17 protein-coding genes are annotated in these 14,938 nt (G+C 68.8%); 9 read left to right on the forward strand and 8 right to left on the reverse strand.

Features of this window, described 5'->3' with window-relative positions:
• Positions 1-13 precede the first annotated feature (13 nt).
• On the forward strand, positions 14-589 hold the full coding sequence (locus ASF51_RS07075) for an acireductone dioxygenase (protein ID WP_055926837.1): 576 nt from the start codon (positions 14-16) through the stop codon (positions 587-589).
• Positions 590-683: 94 nt separating this feature from the next.
• On the opposite strand, the gene ASF51_RS07080 is transcribed toward ASF51_RS07075, so the two are convergent.
• Complete coding sequence (locus ASF51_RS07080; protein WP_055926839.1) at positions 684-1,889, reverse strand: acyl-CoA dehydrogenase family protein; 1,206 nt, start codon at positions 1,887-1,889, stop codon at positions 684-686.
• Positions 1,890-1,999: 110 nt separating this feature from the next.
• Between ASF51_RS07080 and ASF51_RS07085 the strand changes: the two genes are divergently transcribed.
• Both ASF51_RS07085 and ASF51_RS07090 read left to right on the forward strand, forming a co-directional pair.
• On the forward strand, positions 2,000-2,881 hold the full coding sequence (locus ASF51_RS07085; RefSeq protein ID WP_055926841.1) for a neutral zinc metallopeptidase: 882 nt from the start codon (positions 2,000-2,002) through the stop codon (positions 2,879-2,881).
• Between the two features lie 2 nt (positions 2,882-2,883).
• A complete protein-coding gene (locus ASF51_RS07090; protein WP_055926843.1) occupies positions 2,884-3,369 on the forward strand; it encodes a GNAT family N-acetyltransferase in 486 nt (161 codons plus the stop codon).
• Here the strand turns inward: ASF51_RS07090 and ASF51_RS07095 are convergent.
• On the reverse strand, positions 3,351-5,018 hold the full coding sequence (locus ASF51_RS07095; protein WP_055926846.1) for an MFS transporter: 1,668 nt from the start codon (positions 5,016-5,018) through the stop codon (positions 3,351-3,353). The two genes, ASF51_RS07090 and ASF51_RS07095, sit on opposite strands and share 19 nt — an antisense overlap.
• Positions 5,015-5,827 (reverse strand): tryptophan-rich sensory protein, encoded by an 813-nt coding sequence (locus ASF51_RS07100; RefSeq protein WP_055926847.1) that lies wholly within the window; start codon positions 5,825-5,827, stop codon positions 5,015-5,017. Before ASF51_RS07100 ends, ASF51_RS07095 begins: the two co-directional genes overlap by 4 nt.
• A 115-nt stretch (positions 5,828-5,942) precedes the next feature.
• On the opposite strand from ASF51_RS07100, the gene ASF51_RS07105 reads away from it, so the two are divergent.
• From ASF51_RS07105 to ASF51_RS19020, 4 genes are all read left to right on the forward strand, one after another.
• Entirely contained in the window at positions 5,943-6,362 is a 420-nt protein-coding gene (locus tag ASF51_RS07105) for a MarR family winged helix-turn-helix transcriptional regulator (protein ID WP_055926849.1), read from the forward strand.
• Between the two features lie 78 nt (positions 6,363-6,440).
• Positions 6,441-6,752 carry a hypothetical protein gene (locus tag ASF51_RS07110; protein ID WP_055926851.1) on the forward strand — a complete coding sequence of 104 codons (312 nt, stop codon included), beginning with the start codon at positions 6,441-6,443 and terminating at the stop codon, positions 6,750-6,752.
• A gap of 11 nt (positions 6,753-6,763) precedes the next feature.
• Positions 6,764-6,931, forward strand: coding sequence for a multidrug transporter (locus ASF51_RS19015; RefSeq protein ID WP_157412038.1), 168 nt, complete (start codon positions 6,764-6,766; stop codon positions 6,929-6,931).
• A gap of 9 nt (positions 6,932-6,940) precedes the next feature.
• Positions 6,941-7,102, forward strand: a complete 162-nt coding sequence (locus ASF51_RS19020; protein ID WP_157412039.1) for a hypothetical protein — start codon at positions 6,941-6,943, stop codon at positions 7,100-7,102.
• Positions 7,103-7,111: 9 nt separating this feature from the next.
• Here the strand turns inward: ASF51_RS19020 and ASF51_RS18670 are convergent, their stop codons facing one another.
• Positions 7,112-8,440 carry a reverse transcriptase family protein gene (locus ASF51_RS18670; protein ID WP_162236930.1) on the reverse strand — a complete coding sequence of 443 codons (1,329 nt, stop codon included), beginning with the start codon at positions 8,438-8,440 and terminating at the stop codon, positions 7,112-7,114.
• Between the two features lie 301 nt (positions 8,441-8,741).
• Positions 8,742-9,647, reverse strand: coding sequence for a DUF559 domain-containing protein (locus ASF51_RS07120; protein WP_157412040.1), 906 nt, complete (start codon positions 9,645-9,647; stop codon positions 8,742-8,744).
• 197 nt (positions 9,648-9,844) lie between these two features.
• Between ASF51_RS07120 and ASF51_RS07125 the strand changes: the two genes are divergently transcribed.
• Together ASF51_RS07125 and ASF51_RS07130 are read left to right on the forward strand one after the other, a co-directional pair.
• Entirely contained in the window at positions 9,845-12,424 is a 2,580-nt protein-coding gene (locus tag ASF51_RS07125; protein ID WP_055926855.1) for an ATP-dependent Clp protease ATP-binding subunit, read from the forward strand.
• Between the two features lie 117 nt (positions 12,425-12,541).
• The gene (locus tag ASF51_RS07130; RefSeq protein ID WP_055926857.1) at positions 12,542-12,787 is read left to right on the forward strand and encodes a hypothetical protein; all 246 of its coding nucleotides are present in this window, start codon (positions 12,542-12,544) and stop codon (positions 12,785-12,787) included.
• 87 nt (positions 12,788-12,874) lie between these two features.
• Here ASF51_RS07130 and ASF51_RS07135 read toward each other — a convergent pair whose 3' ends face one another.
• The 3 genes from ASF51_RS07135 to ASF51_RS07145 are packed head-to-tail and all read right to left on the reverse strand — an operon-like array spanning position 12,875 to position 14,932.
• Positions 12,875-13,654: an SCO1664 family protein gene (locus tag ASF51_RS07135; RefSeq protein ID WP_055926858.1), complete on the reverse strand. Its 780-nt coding sequence runs from the start codon at positions 13,652-13,654 to the stop codon at positions 12,875-12,877.
• Positions 13,651-14,217: a DUF3090 domain-containing protein gene (locus ASF51_RS07140; RefSeq protein ID WP_055926860.1), complete on the reverse strand. Its 567-nt coding sequence runs from the start codon at positions 14,215-14,217 to the stop codon at positions 13,651-13,653. Before ASF51_RS07140 ends, ASF51_RS07135 begins: the two co-directional genes overlap by 4 nt.
• Positions 14,218-14,245: 28 nt before the next feature.
• Positions 14,246-14,932, reverse strand: a complete 687-nt coding sequence (locus tag ASF51_RS07145; protein WP_055926862.1) for a histidine phosphatase family protein — start codon at positions 14,930-14,932, stop codon at positions 14,246-14,248.
• Positions 14,933-14,938: the final 6 nt, after the last annotated feature.

Genomic DNA, 14,938 nt, shown 5'->3' on the forward strand with positions numbered 1-14,938 from the left:
TTACGATTGAGCCATGACTCTTCTGACCGTGTGGGACGAGAACAACGCCTCCACCCCCGAACTCCAGACCCGCGATGCGCAGGTCATCACCGACGTGCTCGCCACGCTCGGTGCCCGTTTCAGCCGCTGGGAACTCAAGGAGCTCTCGGCGGAGCCCACCCAGGACGAGGTGCTCGCCGCCTACCGCACCGAGATCGACGCGGTCAACGCCGCCCAGGGCTACACGCTCGTCGACGTGGTCTCGATCGTCGACGACGACTCGCCCGAGTACCTCGAGCAGGCGGCGACGGCCCGCGGCAAGTTCTTGAGCGAGCACCAGCACGACGACGACGAGGACAGGTTCTTCGCCCGGGGCAGCGGTGTCTTCTACCTGCGCGCCAACGGCAAGGTCAACGCCGTGTTCTGCGAGGCCGGCGACGTGATCTCCGTTCCCGCGAACACCACCCACTGGTTCGACATGGGCACTCGCCCCCAGTACGTCTCGGTGCGCTTCTTCCACGATGACGACGGCTGGGTCGGAAACTTTACGGGCAGCGAGATCGCGAAGGACTTCGCGACGTACGACGAGCTGGCGAGCGTCCCCGCGTAGTTCGGTCCCTGCCCTTCGACGGGCTCAGGGAACGACCTGCCCTTCGACAGGCTCAGGGAACGACCTGTTCACTGAGCCTGTCGAAGGGGCCCGGTCAGCTGTAGGCGCTGGGCGTCGGAAACGCGCCCGTGAGGGCGAAGTCGCCGACCTCCTGCGCCTTGTAGACCACGGGGTCGTGCAGCGTGATCGTGCGCGCGTTGCGCCAGAACCGATCCATCGCGGCCGACTCGCTGGTGGCGCGTGCGCCCATCAGCTCGAACGCGGTCGACGTCACATGCAGCGCCGTGCGGGTCGTCACGACCTTGGCAGCCGCGATCTCCACCGCGGCCCGGCCCCGCTCCTCGTCGCCGAGCTCCCACTCCTTGTTGGCCGCGTCGACGAACAGGTTGGTCGCGCTCCACGTCAGTGCATCCGCAGCCCGTGTCTGGGCCGTCAGCTCGCCGATCGTCTGCCGGATGTACGGGTCGTCGATCGCGCGCTCGACCCCCGACGTCGCCCAGGCCCGCGTCGTGGTGCGCGCGTAGTCCGCGGCCTGCGCGAGCGCGCCCTCGGCGAGCCCGACATGAATGTGGTTCATGGCCAGCTGGAAGGCCAGGATCGACAGCGATCCATAGGGTCGGTACAGCTCGCCGTCCTGCTCGTTCGGGCCGAGGACCTGCGAGTGCGGAACGGCGACGTCGGTGAACGACACCGATCCCGATGCGCTCAGTCGCTGGCCGATGTTGCTCCAGTCGTCGTGGTGGACGACTCCGGGGGCCGTCGCATCGATGACGATCGCCAGGCGCTCGCCGGTGTCGACGCGCGTGCCGCTCGCGGTGACGCGGTCGGCGAGCTGCGCGCCGGTCGCGAAGAATTTGCGCCCGGTCACCGTGAAGCCGTCGGCCGTCGGGGTGAGCTCGAGGCCGGCATCCCGCGGGTTGCCCGCGCCGCCCCAGAACCATGCCCCGCTCGACAGGCCCCGGTAGAGATCGTCGATGACGTGCTGATTCTCGTTGAGCCGGATGCGCCACGAGTTCACGAAGTGGTACGCGATCACGTGGCCCAGTCCGGCATCGGCGCGGATGATCGGGCGGAGCGCCCGCAGAACGGTGTGCCAGTCGAGCCCGCCGCCGCCGAGTCGCGTCGGAACGAGGGCGGGCAGCAGGCCGGATGCGCGCAGTGCCGCGATCTGCTCGAACGGCGCGCGGCCGTCGGCGTCGGCCCTGGCCGCGTCGGCCGCGAAGCTCTCGGCAAGAGTCTCGGCCGCGTCCAGCGCGGCCTGCTCGGTGGTGATCACGGTGGTGGGGTGTTCGTCGGACACGGCTTCGGCTCCGGTCGGGTGCGGTGGGTGAAAACGGTTCATTACCACTATGCCGTGCTCCGTCGGCAGGGGACTGCCCGGGTGCCTTTCGAGGCGCTAGTTTCTTTCTTATGACGTTCAATGACAACGCCAAGCTCGACACGAGCCGGGTATCCAAGCGCGGCCGCAACACCGGCATCGCGGTGGGCGGCGGCAGCGCCGTGGTGGTCATCGGGCTCTTTCTGCTTTCGCAGGTTCTGGGCGTCGACCTCACCGGCCTCGCCGGCGGCGGCCAGCAAGGCACGCAGAGCGAGGAGAGTCTCGACAAGTGCGACTTCGGATCCGAAGCGAATGCAGACGTCGAGTGCCTCATGGTGGGCGCCGAGAACTCGCTCAACGACTACTGGATCGATGAGGCCCCGGCCCTCGGCATCACGTACGCCCCGCCGGCCGACTTCGTGCTGTTCACCGCGGCCACGAACACCGGCTGCGGCCAGGCCTCCAGCTCGACCGGACCCTTCTACTGCCCGCCAGACCAGTCCATCTACATCGACACCTCGTTCTTCGACGAGCTGCGCACCCAGTTCGGCGCCAGCGGCGGAACCCTCTCCGAGATGTATGTCGTCGCGCACGAATTCGGCCATCACATCCAGAACCTCGCCGGAGTGATGGACCGCACCGATCGCACCGACACGGGGCCGACATCTGACTCTGTGCGCACCGAGCTGCAGGCCGACTGCTTCGCCGGCGCCTGGGTGACCGCGGCATCCACGACCGAAGACGTCGACGGCGTCACGTTCCTCAAGCCGGTGACGGATGCGCAGGTCGCCGACGCCTTGAACGCTGCGTCGGTCATCGGTGACGACCGCATCCAGGAGATGGGCTCCGGCCAGGTGAACCCCGAGACGTGGACTCACGGATCGAGCGAGCAGCGCGAGAAGTGGTTCCAGACCGGGCTGAAGAACGGCGCCGGCAGCTGCGACACGTTCTCGATCAGCGGGTCAGAGTTGTAGCCATGAAGCGCGAGAGGGTCACGACGCACATCGATGACGTGCGCCGTGCCGACGCGAGCGACGCGAATGCGATCGCCGAGGTCATCCACTATTCGACCGAGGACTCGATGCCGTGGCTCGGCGGCCGCAACACGATCGAGGAAGACCGCTGGTGGACGTCGAATGTGCTGCTGCACAAGACCGACGCGTGGGTCGCGACGGTCGACGGCAACATCGTGGGCGTCGTCGCCCTGCACGACGGATGGCTCAGCCAGCTCTTCGTGCGCACCACGGCTCAGGGCTTCGGCGTCGGGCACCGGCTGATCGAGGTCGCCAAGCGGGAGAGTCCGCAGGGCCTGCAGCTCTGGGCATTCCAGCGCAACGCGGTCGCCATCCGCTTTCTCGAGAGCGTGGGATTCTCGCTCGTTCGAGAGAGCTGGTCGACCGGCCGGCACTCCGCGGGCGACGCTGCGGGCGAGCCCGACAAGCTCTACCGCTGGGTTCCCTGAGCGGCATCCTCCACGTCGTCGGCTCGTCTCCGCCGGGTATCGGCGCTGTCTGAGCTGCCGCCGAGCGACAGCGTGGCCAGGAATCCCAGCGACAGGAACGCGGCCGCAGAGAACGCCGCGTACTTCGTTCCGTCGGAGAACGCGATCTTCGCGGACTCCGCCTGCGCAGCGGTCGACGGATCGGCCTCGAGTCGGGCGATCGCCGCGCCGGAGCTGTCGACGACGGCCGACACGACCTGCTCGCGCTGCGCATCCGGAACGCCCGCGTCGGACAGTCGGGTGTCGAGCTGTGCACCGGCCGTGGTGAAGAGCACTGTGCCGAGAATCGCGATGCCGAGCGCCGAGCCGATCTGCCTCGAGGTCGACTGCGTACCCGAGCCAGACCCGCTCTGCTCGACGGGCACGTCTTTCAGCACGACGCCCGTGAGCTGTGCCGTGGCGAGGCCGACGCCGAAGCCGTAGACGAAGAGGAACGGTACGAGCAGGCCCCAGCCCGTGTCGGGTCCGATCACGACGGCGATGCCCGCGACACCGATGATCTCGGCGGCCAGACCCACCCGAACGATGGCGACGGGTGCGACGCGGTTGCCGAACGCCCCCGCGAAACCGCTCGCGACGAACGAGCCGATCGCCAGGGCCAGGAGGATGAACCCGGTCTGCAACGCGTCGTAGCCCAGCACGTTCTGCAGCCAGATGGGCAGAGACAGGATGATGCCGAACTCGCCGAGGCTCACGATCATGGCGGCGATGTTGCCGTTGCGGAACGATGGGATGCGGAACAGCCCGAAGGCGAGCATCGTGCTCAGCCCGGCGCGCTGCCGTCGCCGGCCCCACAGCACGAACAGAACGCCCGCGACGACGCAGACCGCGAACGAGATCGGCACCGGAGAGAGGTCTCCCGGCCAGCTCCAGTCGCCGATCGTGATGCGCTCGTCGACCAGCCACCAGCCGAGGCTGCGCCCCTCGATGAGGCCGAAGACGAGTGTCGCGCTCGTGACGATCGAGAGGAACGCGCCGATGGCATCCACCCGGCCCGCGGCCGTCGCCTCGCGCGACTCGCGCACGAACAGCAGCAGCCCGACGACGATCACGATTCCGAGGGGCACGTTGATGCCGAACGCCCAACGCCAGGAGAAGTCCGTTGTGAGCCATCCGCCCAGCAGAGGCCCGACCGCCGTCATACCGCCGATCGTCGATCCCCAGATGGCGAATGCGATGGCGCGATCCTTGCCGCGGAACGTGGCGTTGATGATCGACAGGGTCGTGGGGAGCACCATCGCACCGCCCACCCCCTGCAGCACGCGGGCGCCGATGAGAAGATCGCCCGTCGGCGCCAGCGCGGCCAGAACGCTCGACGCGGCGAAGATCACCACGCCGAGCAGCAGCATCCGGCGGCGCCCGAACCTGTCGGCGAGCGTGCCGAACACCAGCAGCAGGGCTGCGAACACGAGCGTGTAGGACTCCTGCACCCACTGCACCTGCGTGCTCGAGATGTCGAGGTCTTTCACGATCGAGGGGATCGCGACGTTGACGATCGTGGAGTCGACGATGATCAGCGCGACGGCGACGCTGATGAAGACGAGGCCGTACCAGCGCGTGCGCGACGACGTCGTCGTCGTTGGGGTCGGGGTCGGGGGAGTCGTGGTCATGCGCGTGCGCGTTGCGAAGTGCGCGTCGCGATCCGGATGCCGACGGTCGCGATCACGACGATGGCCGCGGCCACGATGGCGGCGATCATGGCGGGCTGTGACACCAGTTCGCCGGTCGTGCGCGAGACCGCCACCCACGCGAGCCCCCACGCGAGCGACGCCGCAGGGGTGAGCCGGCCTCGGCCTCGGATCGCGAGGAGCACTCCCACGAGCGCGGCGACCGCCAGCACGATGACCGCCCAGGCGTCTTCGCTCCAGCCGAAGCCGTCGAAGCCCGCGACCGTGAGGCCCGCTGTCAGGTTGGCGGCCGTGGCGATCGAGACCCAGCCGAGGTAGAGCCCCATCGTTCCGTCGAGCACGATCGTCTCGACCAGCCCGGTCGACCGTCCATCGACCAGAAGCAGGAACGTGCGGGCGAGCACGGCCAGCAGCAGCACGATCACGACGCAGGAGAGGGCGAGCTGGTCGAACTGCACGCTCAAGATCCACGCGGCGTTGAGCACGAGCGAAGCCGCCACCCAGTAGCCGACGAGGCGCTGACGCGGTGCCGACGCCTGGGCGGGCAGCAGCTGCCACACTGCGTAGGCCAGCAGGCCGAGGTAGATCACAGACCAGATGGAGAACGCGGGGCCGGCGGGCGCGATCGGGGTGGAGTCGGCGCCGAGCGCTCCGCCGGCGGCGTTCTGGATGGGCGTTCCGCCCGCGGCTCCCGAGCCGATGAACGATCCGACCACGGCGATCACGGCGCTGACGGCAACCGTGACCTGTCGGGCGCGATCCAAGCGTGTTGCGGGGGACATCGATGACATGAGGGGGCGCCTTTCAATTAGTCAGCCAGCTTACTAATTGACGGTAGCCTACATTTGGACAATGAGCGAGGAGCCGACGACAGAAGCGCGGGAGGCTTCCGCTGCCGGCCCGACTATGCATGACTGGCCCACGGGGCGGCTGCTCGCCACCGCGTCACGGCTCGTCGAACACGCCTGGATCGAGACCCTCGATCGCCTGGGTCTCACGCACGCCGGCCTCGTCGTCCTTCATCTGCTGCAGGAAGGTCCTCGAAGCCAGACGGATCTGGCCCGGCTCGCGCGCGTCGAGAACCAGACGATCTCGCGCACCCTGGAGCGGCTGCAGCGCGAGGGCTTCGTCGAGCGCCGCGCCGACGCGAGCGACCGGCGTCGCCACGTCGTGACCGTCACGCCGGCCGGTGTCGACGTGTGGAACTCGGCACACACCCTGGAGCGCGACATGATGCCGACCGTCGATGATCCCGAGGCGTTCCGCGCCGCGCTGCTGTCGATCATCTCGGCGTCGGCGGCGAAGCGATGGGAACCCGAGGCCTGAAGCGCAAGCCCTGTGGGCGCTCAGTCGATCGTGCCACTCTGGAGGCACCGCATCCTCCCGAGTAGAAAGAAGCTCATCATGGCAGCACGACTCATCTTCGGACTCGGCGTGGGCCTCGCCGCAGGCTACGTTCTCGGCACCAAGGCCGGACGCGCGAAGTACACCGAGATCAAGGCACGCGCCAGCGATGTCTGGCACGACCCGCACGTGCAGAAGGCGGTCTCCGACGCCGGCGACCTCGTGCGCGAGGCGGCACCGGTCGTTCAGGAGAAGCTCGTCGACGTGGCCAAGGCCGCGAAGGACAAGGTCACCGGGTCGTCGTCGACCGACACGTCGTCGCCCTCGACCTCCACGGCCTCCTCGGCCTCCTCCGCCCAGGCGAACGACTGAGGGCGAGACGCATGGATGCCGACGAGAAGCGCCACGACCAGCTGACCACCGCGCCGAAGTCGACCGAGGCCGACGCCGAGCCGCGCATCGAGGTGTCGAAGCATGACGGGGCCACCCGCATCGACATCCGAGACGACGCGGCGTTCCGACCCGGAGCGGGCGCCGACGCCGATTCGTAGACTGGGGGCATGAAGGTCAACCCGTACTACTCGAAGAAGCCGCAGGACACGCACGTCTTCCACGACGAGCGCACGTGCCCCGAGGGCTCTGCGATTCCGCTCGAGAACAAGAAGTTCGGAACCAACGGCTACCCCCGGTGCCCCCGCTGCGCCGCCCTCGCGGGCAAGTAGCGCGGAAGGTCACGACCAGTCGATGCGGTCGAAGTCTCGGCGCAGCCTCGTGCCGCGCGTCTGACTGACGCTGGCTATCCAGTTCAGCCGGCCCAGCAGGTGGGCCCTGAAATCGGGGTGGCCGGCCCTGTTCTGACTTGCCGGGCCGTGCACGACGCAGTTGTGCAGAAGAGCCTTCAGCTCGTCGAAGGTGGGTCGATCGACGGACGGGCCGTCGTTCACGACGAGGCCCGTCACACTCTGGCGGGCTCCTCGTGCGGCGATGCGGGTCTTCGACCGGTTCAACACGTGCCCCTCGGCCCGCACGATGCGGTCGACTCCCGAGATGAACGACGTGGCCGCCCGCCCGCGCAGGTCGGAGCCGCTGAATGCCAGGTCGTCGGCGTAGCGGGTGTAGACGGCGCCGGATGCCGCGGCCCAGCCGGTGAGCCGGGAGTCGAGACGGCGCATGGTCAGGTTCGACAAGGCCGGCGACGTGGGGGAGCCCTGCGGCAGGTGCGACCGCGAGATCGCGTCTCGCAGAGCCGCGCGATCTTCGGGCGAGCCGCCCGACGGCATCCGGGCGCCCACCCACGGCGGCACCGCGTGCGTGCACAGGCCCGTGAGTGCGTGGGCCACCGCCTCGGGGTACCCGGCCTGCCGGAACACGGAGTAGACGCGCCGGGCCGGCACTCGGGCGAAGAAGGTGCTGAGGTCGAGCGTGATGAGCGTGTGCGCGCCGGCATGGGCCGATGCGCCGGAGATGGCCGAGCGGCCGGGAACGAAGCCGTGTGCGGCGTCGTTCAGGGGGAGCGGGCCGAGGATGTCTCGGAGCACGCGTCGCTGCACCCGTCGCATGCGCGGAGTCGGAACCTCGAGCAGCCGAGGTGCTCGCCCGGGGCGCACGAGCCAGTCGTAGCTGTAGTGGTGCAGCCGGCCCCGCGGGGTTCGGCGGTTGAAATGCGCGGTGTCGGTGAGCCAGTCGAGCTGCGGTGACGTCACCTCGAGAAAGTCGGCGAGCTCGCCGAGGCCGTCGAGGGATGGGACGGCCGCCGAGGTGGGGGCCATACGCGCCGGCGCGGTCTCGAGATGCACGAGGGAGATCTCGCGTTGCGACTCGTGAGCGGATTGGAGGGCATCCTGGATTGCGGAGCTCTGCTCGATCCAGCGGGCGAGCTCGCGATGCGCGTCTCTTGGAGGGCGTCGATACGCGTCGAGAACCCCGTCGACGAGCGGCCACAGCCAGCCCGGACGTGACCCGAGTGCCCGGCCGCAGGCATCCACCAGCGGGTCGAACGCCCACTCGGGCGAGGCGAGCAGGGCGTGCGAGAGCCCGGAGGCGAGGGCGGTACGCGTCACGCGGCCCCCGGCAGGATGGGGATGCGACGAACTGCGGGCGACCGATCGATCGGTGCGGGCACCCGGCCGCGCGAAGCGCGGTGCGGTGCCTGCGGTTGTGCGTTCTGGCTGGGATGTGTGCCCCGGGGTGGCCCCGGAGAGAACGATCGTCTCGCGACGCCGTTCACCTCGCCCGCAGTCCGTCGCATCCACCCACGCTAACGGCAGCCTCCGACGCCGTCGAGCGCGGTTGTTCTCTTTCGCCACTGAGGTGCGGGAAATGGCCGCTTTGCCAGGCATCTATGCGGCCATACTCCGAACTTCAGTGGCTGAGTCGAGCGAGGATCAGGCGTAGTTCTTCGATGAAGCGTTGTGGGTCATCGAGATCGTCCTCGGTGAACTGCAATTCAGTCCATCCCTCGGCCTGCAATGCTCGCGTACGCGAGATGTCTCGACGCCACTGCGATTGGTCGGCGCGGTGGTGGTCTCCCTGGTACTCCAGGGAGAGTTTGAGGTGCGGGTAGCAGAGGTCCACCCGGGCCAAGAACTTTCCCTTGGCCGAGAAGACACGCATGTTGACTGTGGGCTCGGGCAGCCCCGCAAGAATGATCGCGACACGCAGAAGCGATTCTCTCGGAGACTCCGCCCTGTCGGAGAGCATGCCGAGTGCGCGTCGAAGATTCCGGATGCCGCGCCGCGACGTGTAGGTGGACACGGCCCGTTCGAGCGCAGCTCGTGTCGTCTGCGGGAGCCGTCGAGCGATCAGCTTGTCACCAGCTGCCACGAGCTCGGGGAGGGTGAGTACCGAAGCGAGGTCGCACCAGGTGCGTTCCGGTGTCGTGACGGGGAATCCGAATCGCTTGTCCCAGGCGCCGGAGCCGAAGGTCGCCTTGTGTCCGATGATTCCCTTCGCGTCGACCGCACGCCGCGTCGCGGGAACAGAGACGTGCAGCTCACGCGAGGTACTGAGCCGAAGCGGAAGAGGGATTCTGTAGAGCCCCGCCGCCGTGACGTGGCTGAAGACGCCGTCTTGCGGCATCCGGGGCAAAAATGAACGGCAGCGATCCTCGAGAGAGACCAGCTCTTGTGTGGCAACGCGGATGCCGTGGAACGGCTTGTCGAAATCGAGAGCCCGTAGCCTGCGCCGCGAGACGCCGTGTGCCCGCGCTTCCCCCACCGTGAAGGCCCGGTCGGGATGGTGAAACGGCCTCGGTGCACGCGGACTCATGCGCACATGGTGCCAACTTTCGAGTTCCCGCCGCTCCAGCTCTCCACAGGGAGCGTTGAGGTGCGGGATCTGGCCGCTTCCTCGCGAATCGAAGCGGCCACAACCCGCACCTCGGCGTGCTCGGAGCGGTCGGGAATAGATCGCGCTCTGCTTTGTTGAGTTGAGTCGAAGGCACTCAAGTTTCACAGGAGGTTACTTTGCCCGATCGCTTCGACCCCAACTCTTCCCCCGACTCCGACGGAGCCGGGAGCAACTCGTTCGACGAATTCCTCGCCCGCTACCTGCAGGGCGAGCGCGCGGCCCAGGCCGGGCGTTCCATAGACATCAGCCGACTCATGAGCCGGCGCACCCACGAGGTCCTCGCATCCGCGGGGCGCTTTGCCATCGAGCACGGCCACCGCGAGCTCGACGCGCTGCACATTCTGCGCGTGCTCGCCGAGACCGAGCCCGCAGCCGAGGTCATCGCCCGCCTCGGCGTGCGCCCGGCCGACATCGCCGACGCCGCAGAGCAGCGCCTGCCGCAGGCGCAGTCCGGCCAGGCCGATTCGGCCCCCGTGTTCACGCAGTCGGCCCAGCGCGCGCTGTTCCACGCCTACCAGGTGGCGCGCGCGTCCGGCTCGACCTACATCGACCCCGAGCACCTCTTCTTCGCGCTCGTGATCAGCCAGGATGCTCCTGCCGGCCAGGTGCTGTCGGCCGCCGGCATCACGCCCGAGGCCCTGCAGTCGGGCCTGCGCGAGACCCTGGGCGAGCAGGCGCCGAGCGTTCAGTCCGACGCGCCCGACGCATCCACGACCCCGATGCTCGACAAGTTCGGAACCGACCTCACCGCCATGGCCCGCGACGGCGCCCTCGACCCCGTGATCGGCCGTGCCGACGAGATCGAGCAGACCGTCGAGATCCTGTCGCGCCGCACCAAGAACAACCCTGTTCTGATCGGCGAGGCCGGCGTGGGCAAGACCGCGATCGTCGAGGGCCTGGCCCAGCGCATCGCATCCGGCGACGTGCCCGAGCAGCTGCGCGACAAGCGCGTCGTCTCGCTCGACTTCCCGGCGATGCTCGGAGGCACCCGCTACCGCGGCGACTTCGAGGAGCGCCTCACCACGCTGATGGACGAGATCAGCGCCCACAAGACCGAGCTCATCGTGTTCATCGACGAGCTGCACACGGTCGTGGGCGCCGGCGGTTCGGGCGAGGGCGGCATGGATGCCGGAAACATCCTCAAGCCCCGGCTGGCCCGCGGCGAACTGCACGTGGTCGGTGCGACCACGCTCAAGGAGTACCGCTCGATCGAGAAGGACTCCGCCCTCGAGCGGCGCTTCCAGCCCGTTCACGTGGGGGAGCCGTCCATCGAGGACGCGGTCGCGATCCTGTCGGGCCTCCGCGGAGCCTATGAGGAGCACCACGGCGTGCGCTACACCGACGAGGCCGTCCGCGGCGCCGTCGAGCTGTCGGCGCGCTACGTCACCGATCGCTTCCTGCCCGACAAGGCGATCGACCTGATCGACCAGGCCGGAGCCCGGCTGCGCCTGAAGCTCGGATCCCGCATCGACACCTCCGCCCTGCTCGAAGAGCTGAGCGAGCTCGAAGCGGCCAAGAACTCGGCCGTCTCTCTCGAGCACTACGAGGAGGCGTCGAGCCTGCGCGACCGTATCGAGGCCGTGCACGAGAAGCTGTCGGCTGCCCGGCCGGCGCCATCTACCGGCAACACTGTCCCTGCCGAGGCCGTCGTCGGCGAGGCCGAGATCGCCGCCGTGATCTCTCGGGCGACCGGCATTCCCGCCGCCCGCCTGACCCGGGTCGATCGGGAGCGCCTCGCGGTGCTCGAAGACGAACTGCACGACCGTGTCGTCGGCCAGCACGACGCCGTCTCGGTCGTCGCCAAGGCCGTGCGCCGCAACCGCACCGGCATGGGCGACGCCAACCGGCCCGTGGGCAGCTTCCTGTTCCTCGGTCCGACCGGCGTCGGCAAGACCGAGCTCGGCAAGGCGCTGGCCTCGTCGCTGTTCGGCGACGACAAGGCGATGGTGCGCTTCGACATGAGCGAGTTCGGCGAGCGTCACACGATGTCGCGCCTCGTCGGATCCCCTCCCGGATACGTCGGCTACGACGAGGCAGGGCAGCTCACCGAGCGAGTTCGGCGCAACCCGTACTCCGTGGTGCTCTTCGACGAGATCGAGAAGGCGCACCCCGACGTCTTCAACCTGCTCCTGCAGGTTCTCGACGACGGACGCCTGACCGACGGCCAGGGTCGCACGGTCGACTTCCGCAACACGGTCATCATCATGACGTCGAACATCGGCTCGGAGTTCCTCGCGAGCCGCGGAGGCCCCATCGGCTTCGCCGCACCCAACGCCGCCGACGGCTTCGGCGACGACAAGGCGCTGCGCGACCGGGTGATGGGCAAGCTGCGCGAGGCCATGCGCCCCGAGTTCATCAACCGCATCGACGAGATCGTGCTGTTCACGAAGCTCGACCGGCCGCAACTGCGGCAGATCGTGGCCCTGCTTCTGGATGCGACGCGGTCGCGTCTCGCGGCACGGAACGTCTCGTTCGACATCAGCGAGTCGGCCATCGACTGGATCGCCGAGAACGGCTACGAGCCCGAGTACGGCGCTCGCCCGCTGCGCCGGGTGATCCAGCGCGAGGTCGACGACCGCATCGCCGAGCTGCTCGTCAGCTCTGCGGTTCTGGATGGCGGCGGAGTCTCGGTCGACGTCATCGACGGCCGGCTCAGCGTGGTCTCGGCCACCGCGGAGGTGCCGCTCGCGGCATAGTCCGAGAGGCCGAGATACTACGAGAACGCCCAGTCCGCGCAATCCCTGCGGGCTGGGCGTTCTGGCGTGTCACAGTGGCGACAGCCCTCTTCGGGCTCCTGACGAAAGGTCGCCATCATGGCAAAGAAAGTCATCGAGAAAGCCGGGTTTAACCCGATCCGCACAGCTCACGACCTCGGGCTGCGCAGCGAGTACGCCTACCTCGCGGGCTTCGCGTCGATCGGTCTCGCCCTCGTCGCCTGGCTCGCGTCGCGGGCCAAGAAGTCCGACGACAAGGCGCAGTCCGACCGCTGGGGAATCTTCATCGGCCACTGGGCGCCGACGTTCTTCGCGATCGGCCTCGCACTGAAGACCGAGGAATAGCCGGCAGCATCCGCGCCCCTTCGGCGCATCCGCTGCCGCTCGAGGTGCAGCGCATGCGCCGTACGGGCGCGGATGCCGCGTGCCCGGTCAGAACAGGGGCCACGGCACCGCGGGCATGTGGCCGCGCGGTGCCGGGAACCGCCCGCGCGCCAGCAGGCGCTCGCAGCGGGCGTCGAGGGCGTCGAGCTCGAGCGGGGTGATGAGCTCCGTCAGCTGATCTCCGAGTTCGCCGTAGAGCGCGGATCGCACCTGTTCGACCGTGGCGAGTTCGTCGGGCCGCAGTTCGTCGTCGACGAAGCCCCACAGCACGGTGCGCAGCTTGTGCTCCTCGTGGAACGTGAGGCCGTGATCGACGCCGTGCCGGTGCCCGTCGGGCATCGCCAGGATGTGGCCGCCCTTGCGGTCGGCGTTGTTGGCGATCACGTCGAAGATCGCCATGCGCCGCAGCGCGTCGCCTTCTTCGTGGATGAGGGTGACCTCGCGGTCGTTCTCGTCGGTGCCGTCGAGCACCCGCCGCCAGCCCGTGTCGGGAACCGTTCCCGCCTCGACCAGGTCGACGGCATCCTGATCGGGGTCGACATCCTGCCAGAGCTGCACCATGCCCACACCCATCGGGCCGTCACGCAGCCAGGTGCGGGGAACGACGTTCCACCCGAAGGCCTCGGAGACCAGGTAGGCGGCCACCTCTCGCTGGGCGAGGGTGCCGTCGGGAAAATCCCAGAGCGGATTCTCGCCCGCCACAGGCTTGTAGACGACGACGGTCTCGCCGAGCTGGGCGAGGAAGGTCGCGTTCGACGCCGTCGTGATGCGCCCGGTGATCACCAGCTCGGCGCCCTGGGCGCCGTCGGGGTCGGGCGCCGAGGTCATTCCAGTCCCGGGAGCGGGTCGCAGACGTGTCCCTCGGGATCGATGGGCATGCCGCACCGCGGGCACAGCGGGCGACCGGCGCCGACGACCTCGAGAGTGCGCTTGGCGAAGGCCCGGGCCGAGCCCACGGGGATGCGCACGAGCAGCATCTCGTCGGGCTCGATGTCGGTGAGGTCGAGCTCGAGCTCGTCCTGGTCTTCATCGATCTCGATCTCGACGACGGGGAAGGCCTGGATGACGACCTGCGCCGTCGACGGATCCCAGCCGAGGCTGAGGGTGCCCGTGCGGAACTCCTCCTCGACCGGGTCGAGGGGGTCGTTGTCGACCAGCTCGGCCGGGGTCGTGGCGGGCACGCTGGCCGGGTTGCCCTCCTGGCTCATGAGCTCGTCGAGGATCTCCTCGATCTTCTCGGCGAGCGCAGCCGACTGCTGCTTCTCGAGTCCGACGCTGACGATGCGTCGGCCGGTGCGGGCCTGGAGGTAGAAGGAGCGGGAGCCGGGCTGGCCGATCGTGCCGACCACCACCCGGTCGGGCCAATCGAAGCCATGGACGAGGGGAGGCATGTATCTAGTCTACGAGCGCTGAGCGGGGTCAGGCCGGTCCGGCGCCACCGCCGACGGGCGCATCTGCGGGCGCCGGCGCGGTGCGCAACCACGACAGGTCGCCCGATTCGGTGTTCGTGGCGTGCACGCTCGGGGAACCGGCGCCGTAGCGCACGATCGAGACGGAGGCGGGGCCGACGCTGATGCGCTGGAACAGGTCGAGGTGCATTCCGTAGGCGTCGGCGAGCACCGACTTGATGATGTCGCCGTGGCTCACGGCTGCCCAGACGGCGCCGGGGCCGTACTTCTCCTCGAACTCCGCGTCGAGGCGTCGGATCGCGGCGACGGCACGCGACTGCATGGTGGCGAGCGACTCGCCCCCGGGGAACACCGCCGCGCTCGGGTTGGACTGCACCACCTTCCACAGCTTCTCCGTGCTGAGCTGCTTGAGTGTGCCGCCCTGCCAGTCGCCGTAGTCGCACTCGGTGATGTCGTCTTCGACGACGAACTCGGGGGAGCCCTGCTGGCGGTCGAGGATGAGGGCGGATGTCTGGCGACAGCGATCGAGCGGGCTCGAGACGACGGCGACGAGGGGAACCGTCGTCAGTCGTTCGGCCGTCGCGGCGGCCTGCTCGCGCCCGCGATCATCGAGATCGACGCCCGCGGTGCGCCCGGCGAGGATGCCGTCGACGTTCGCCTGGGTGCGGCCGTGCCGCACGAGAATGACTGTGCCCATGGCTTC

The organism is Agreia sp. Leaf283 (assembly GCF_001422485.1).
Lineage (GTDB): Bacteria > Actinomycetota > Actinomycetes > Actinomycetales > Microbacteriaceae > Agreia.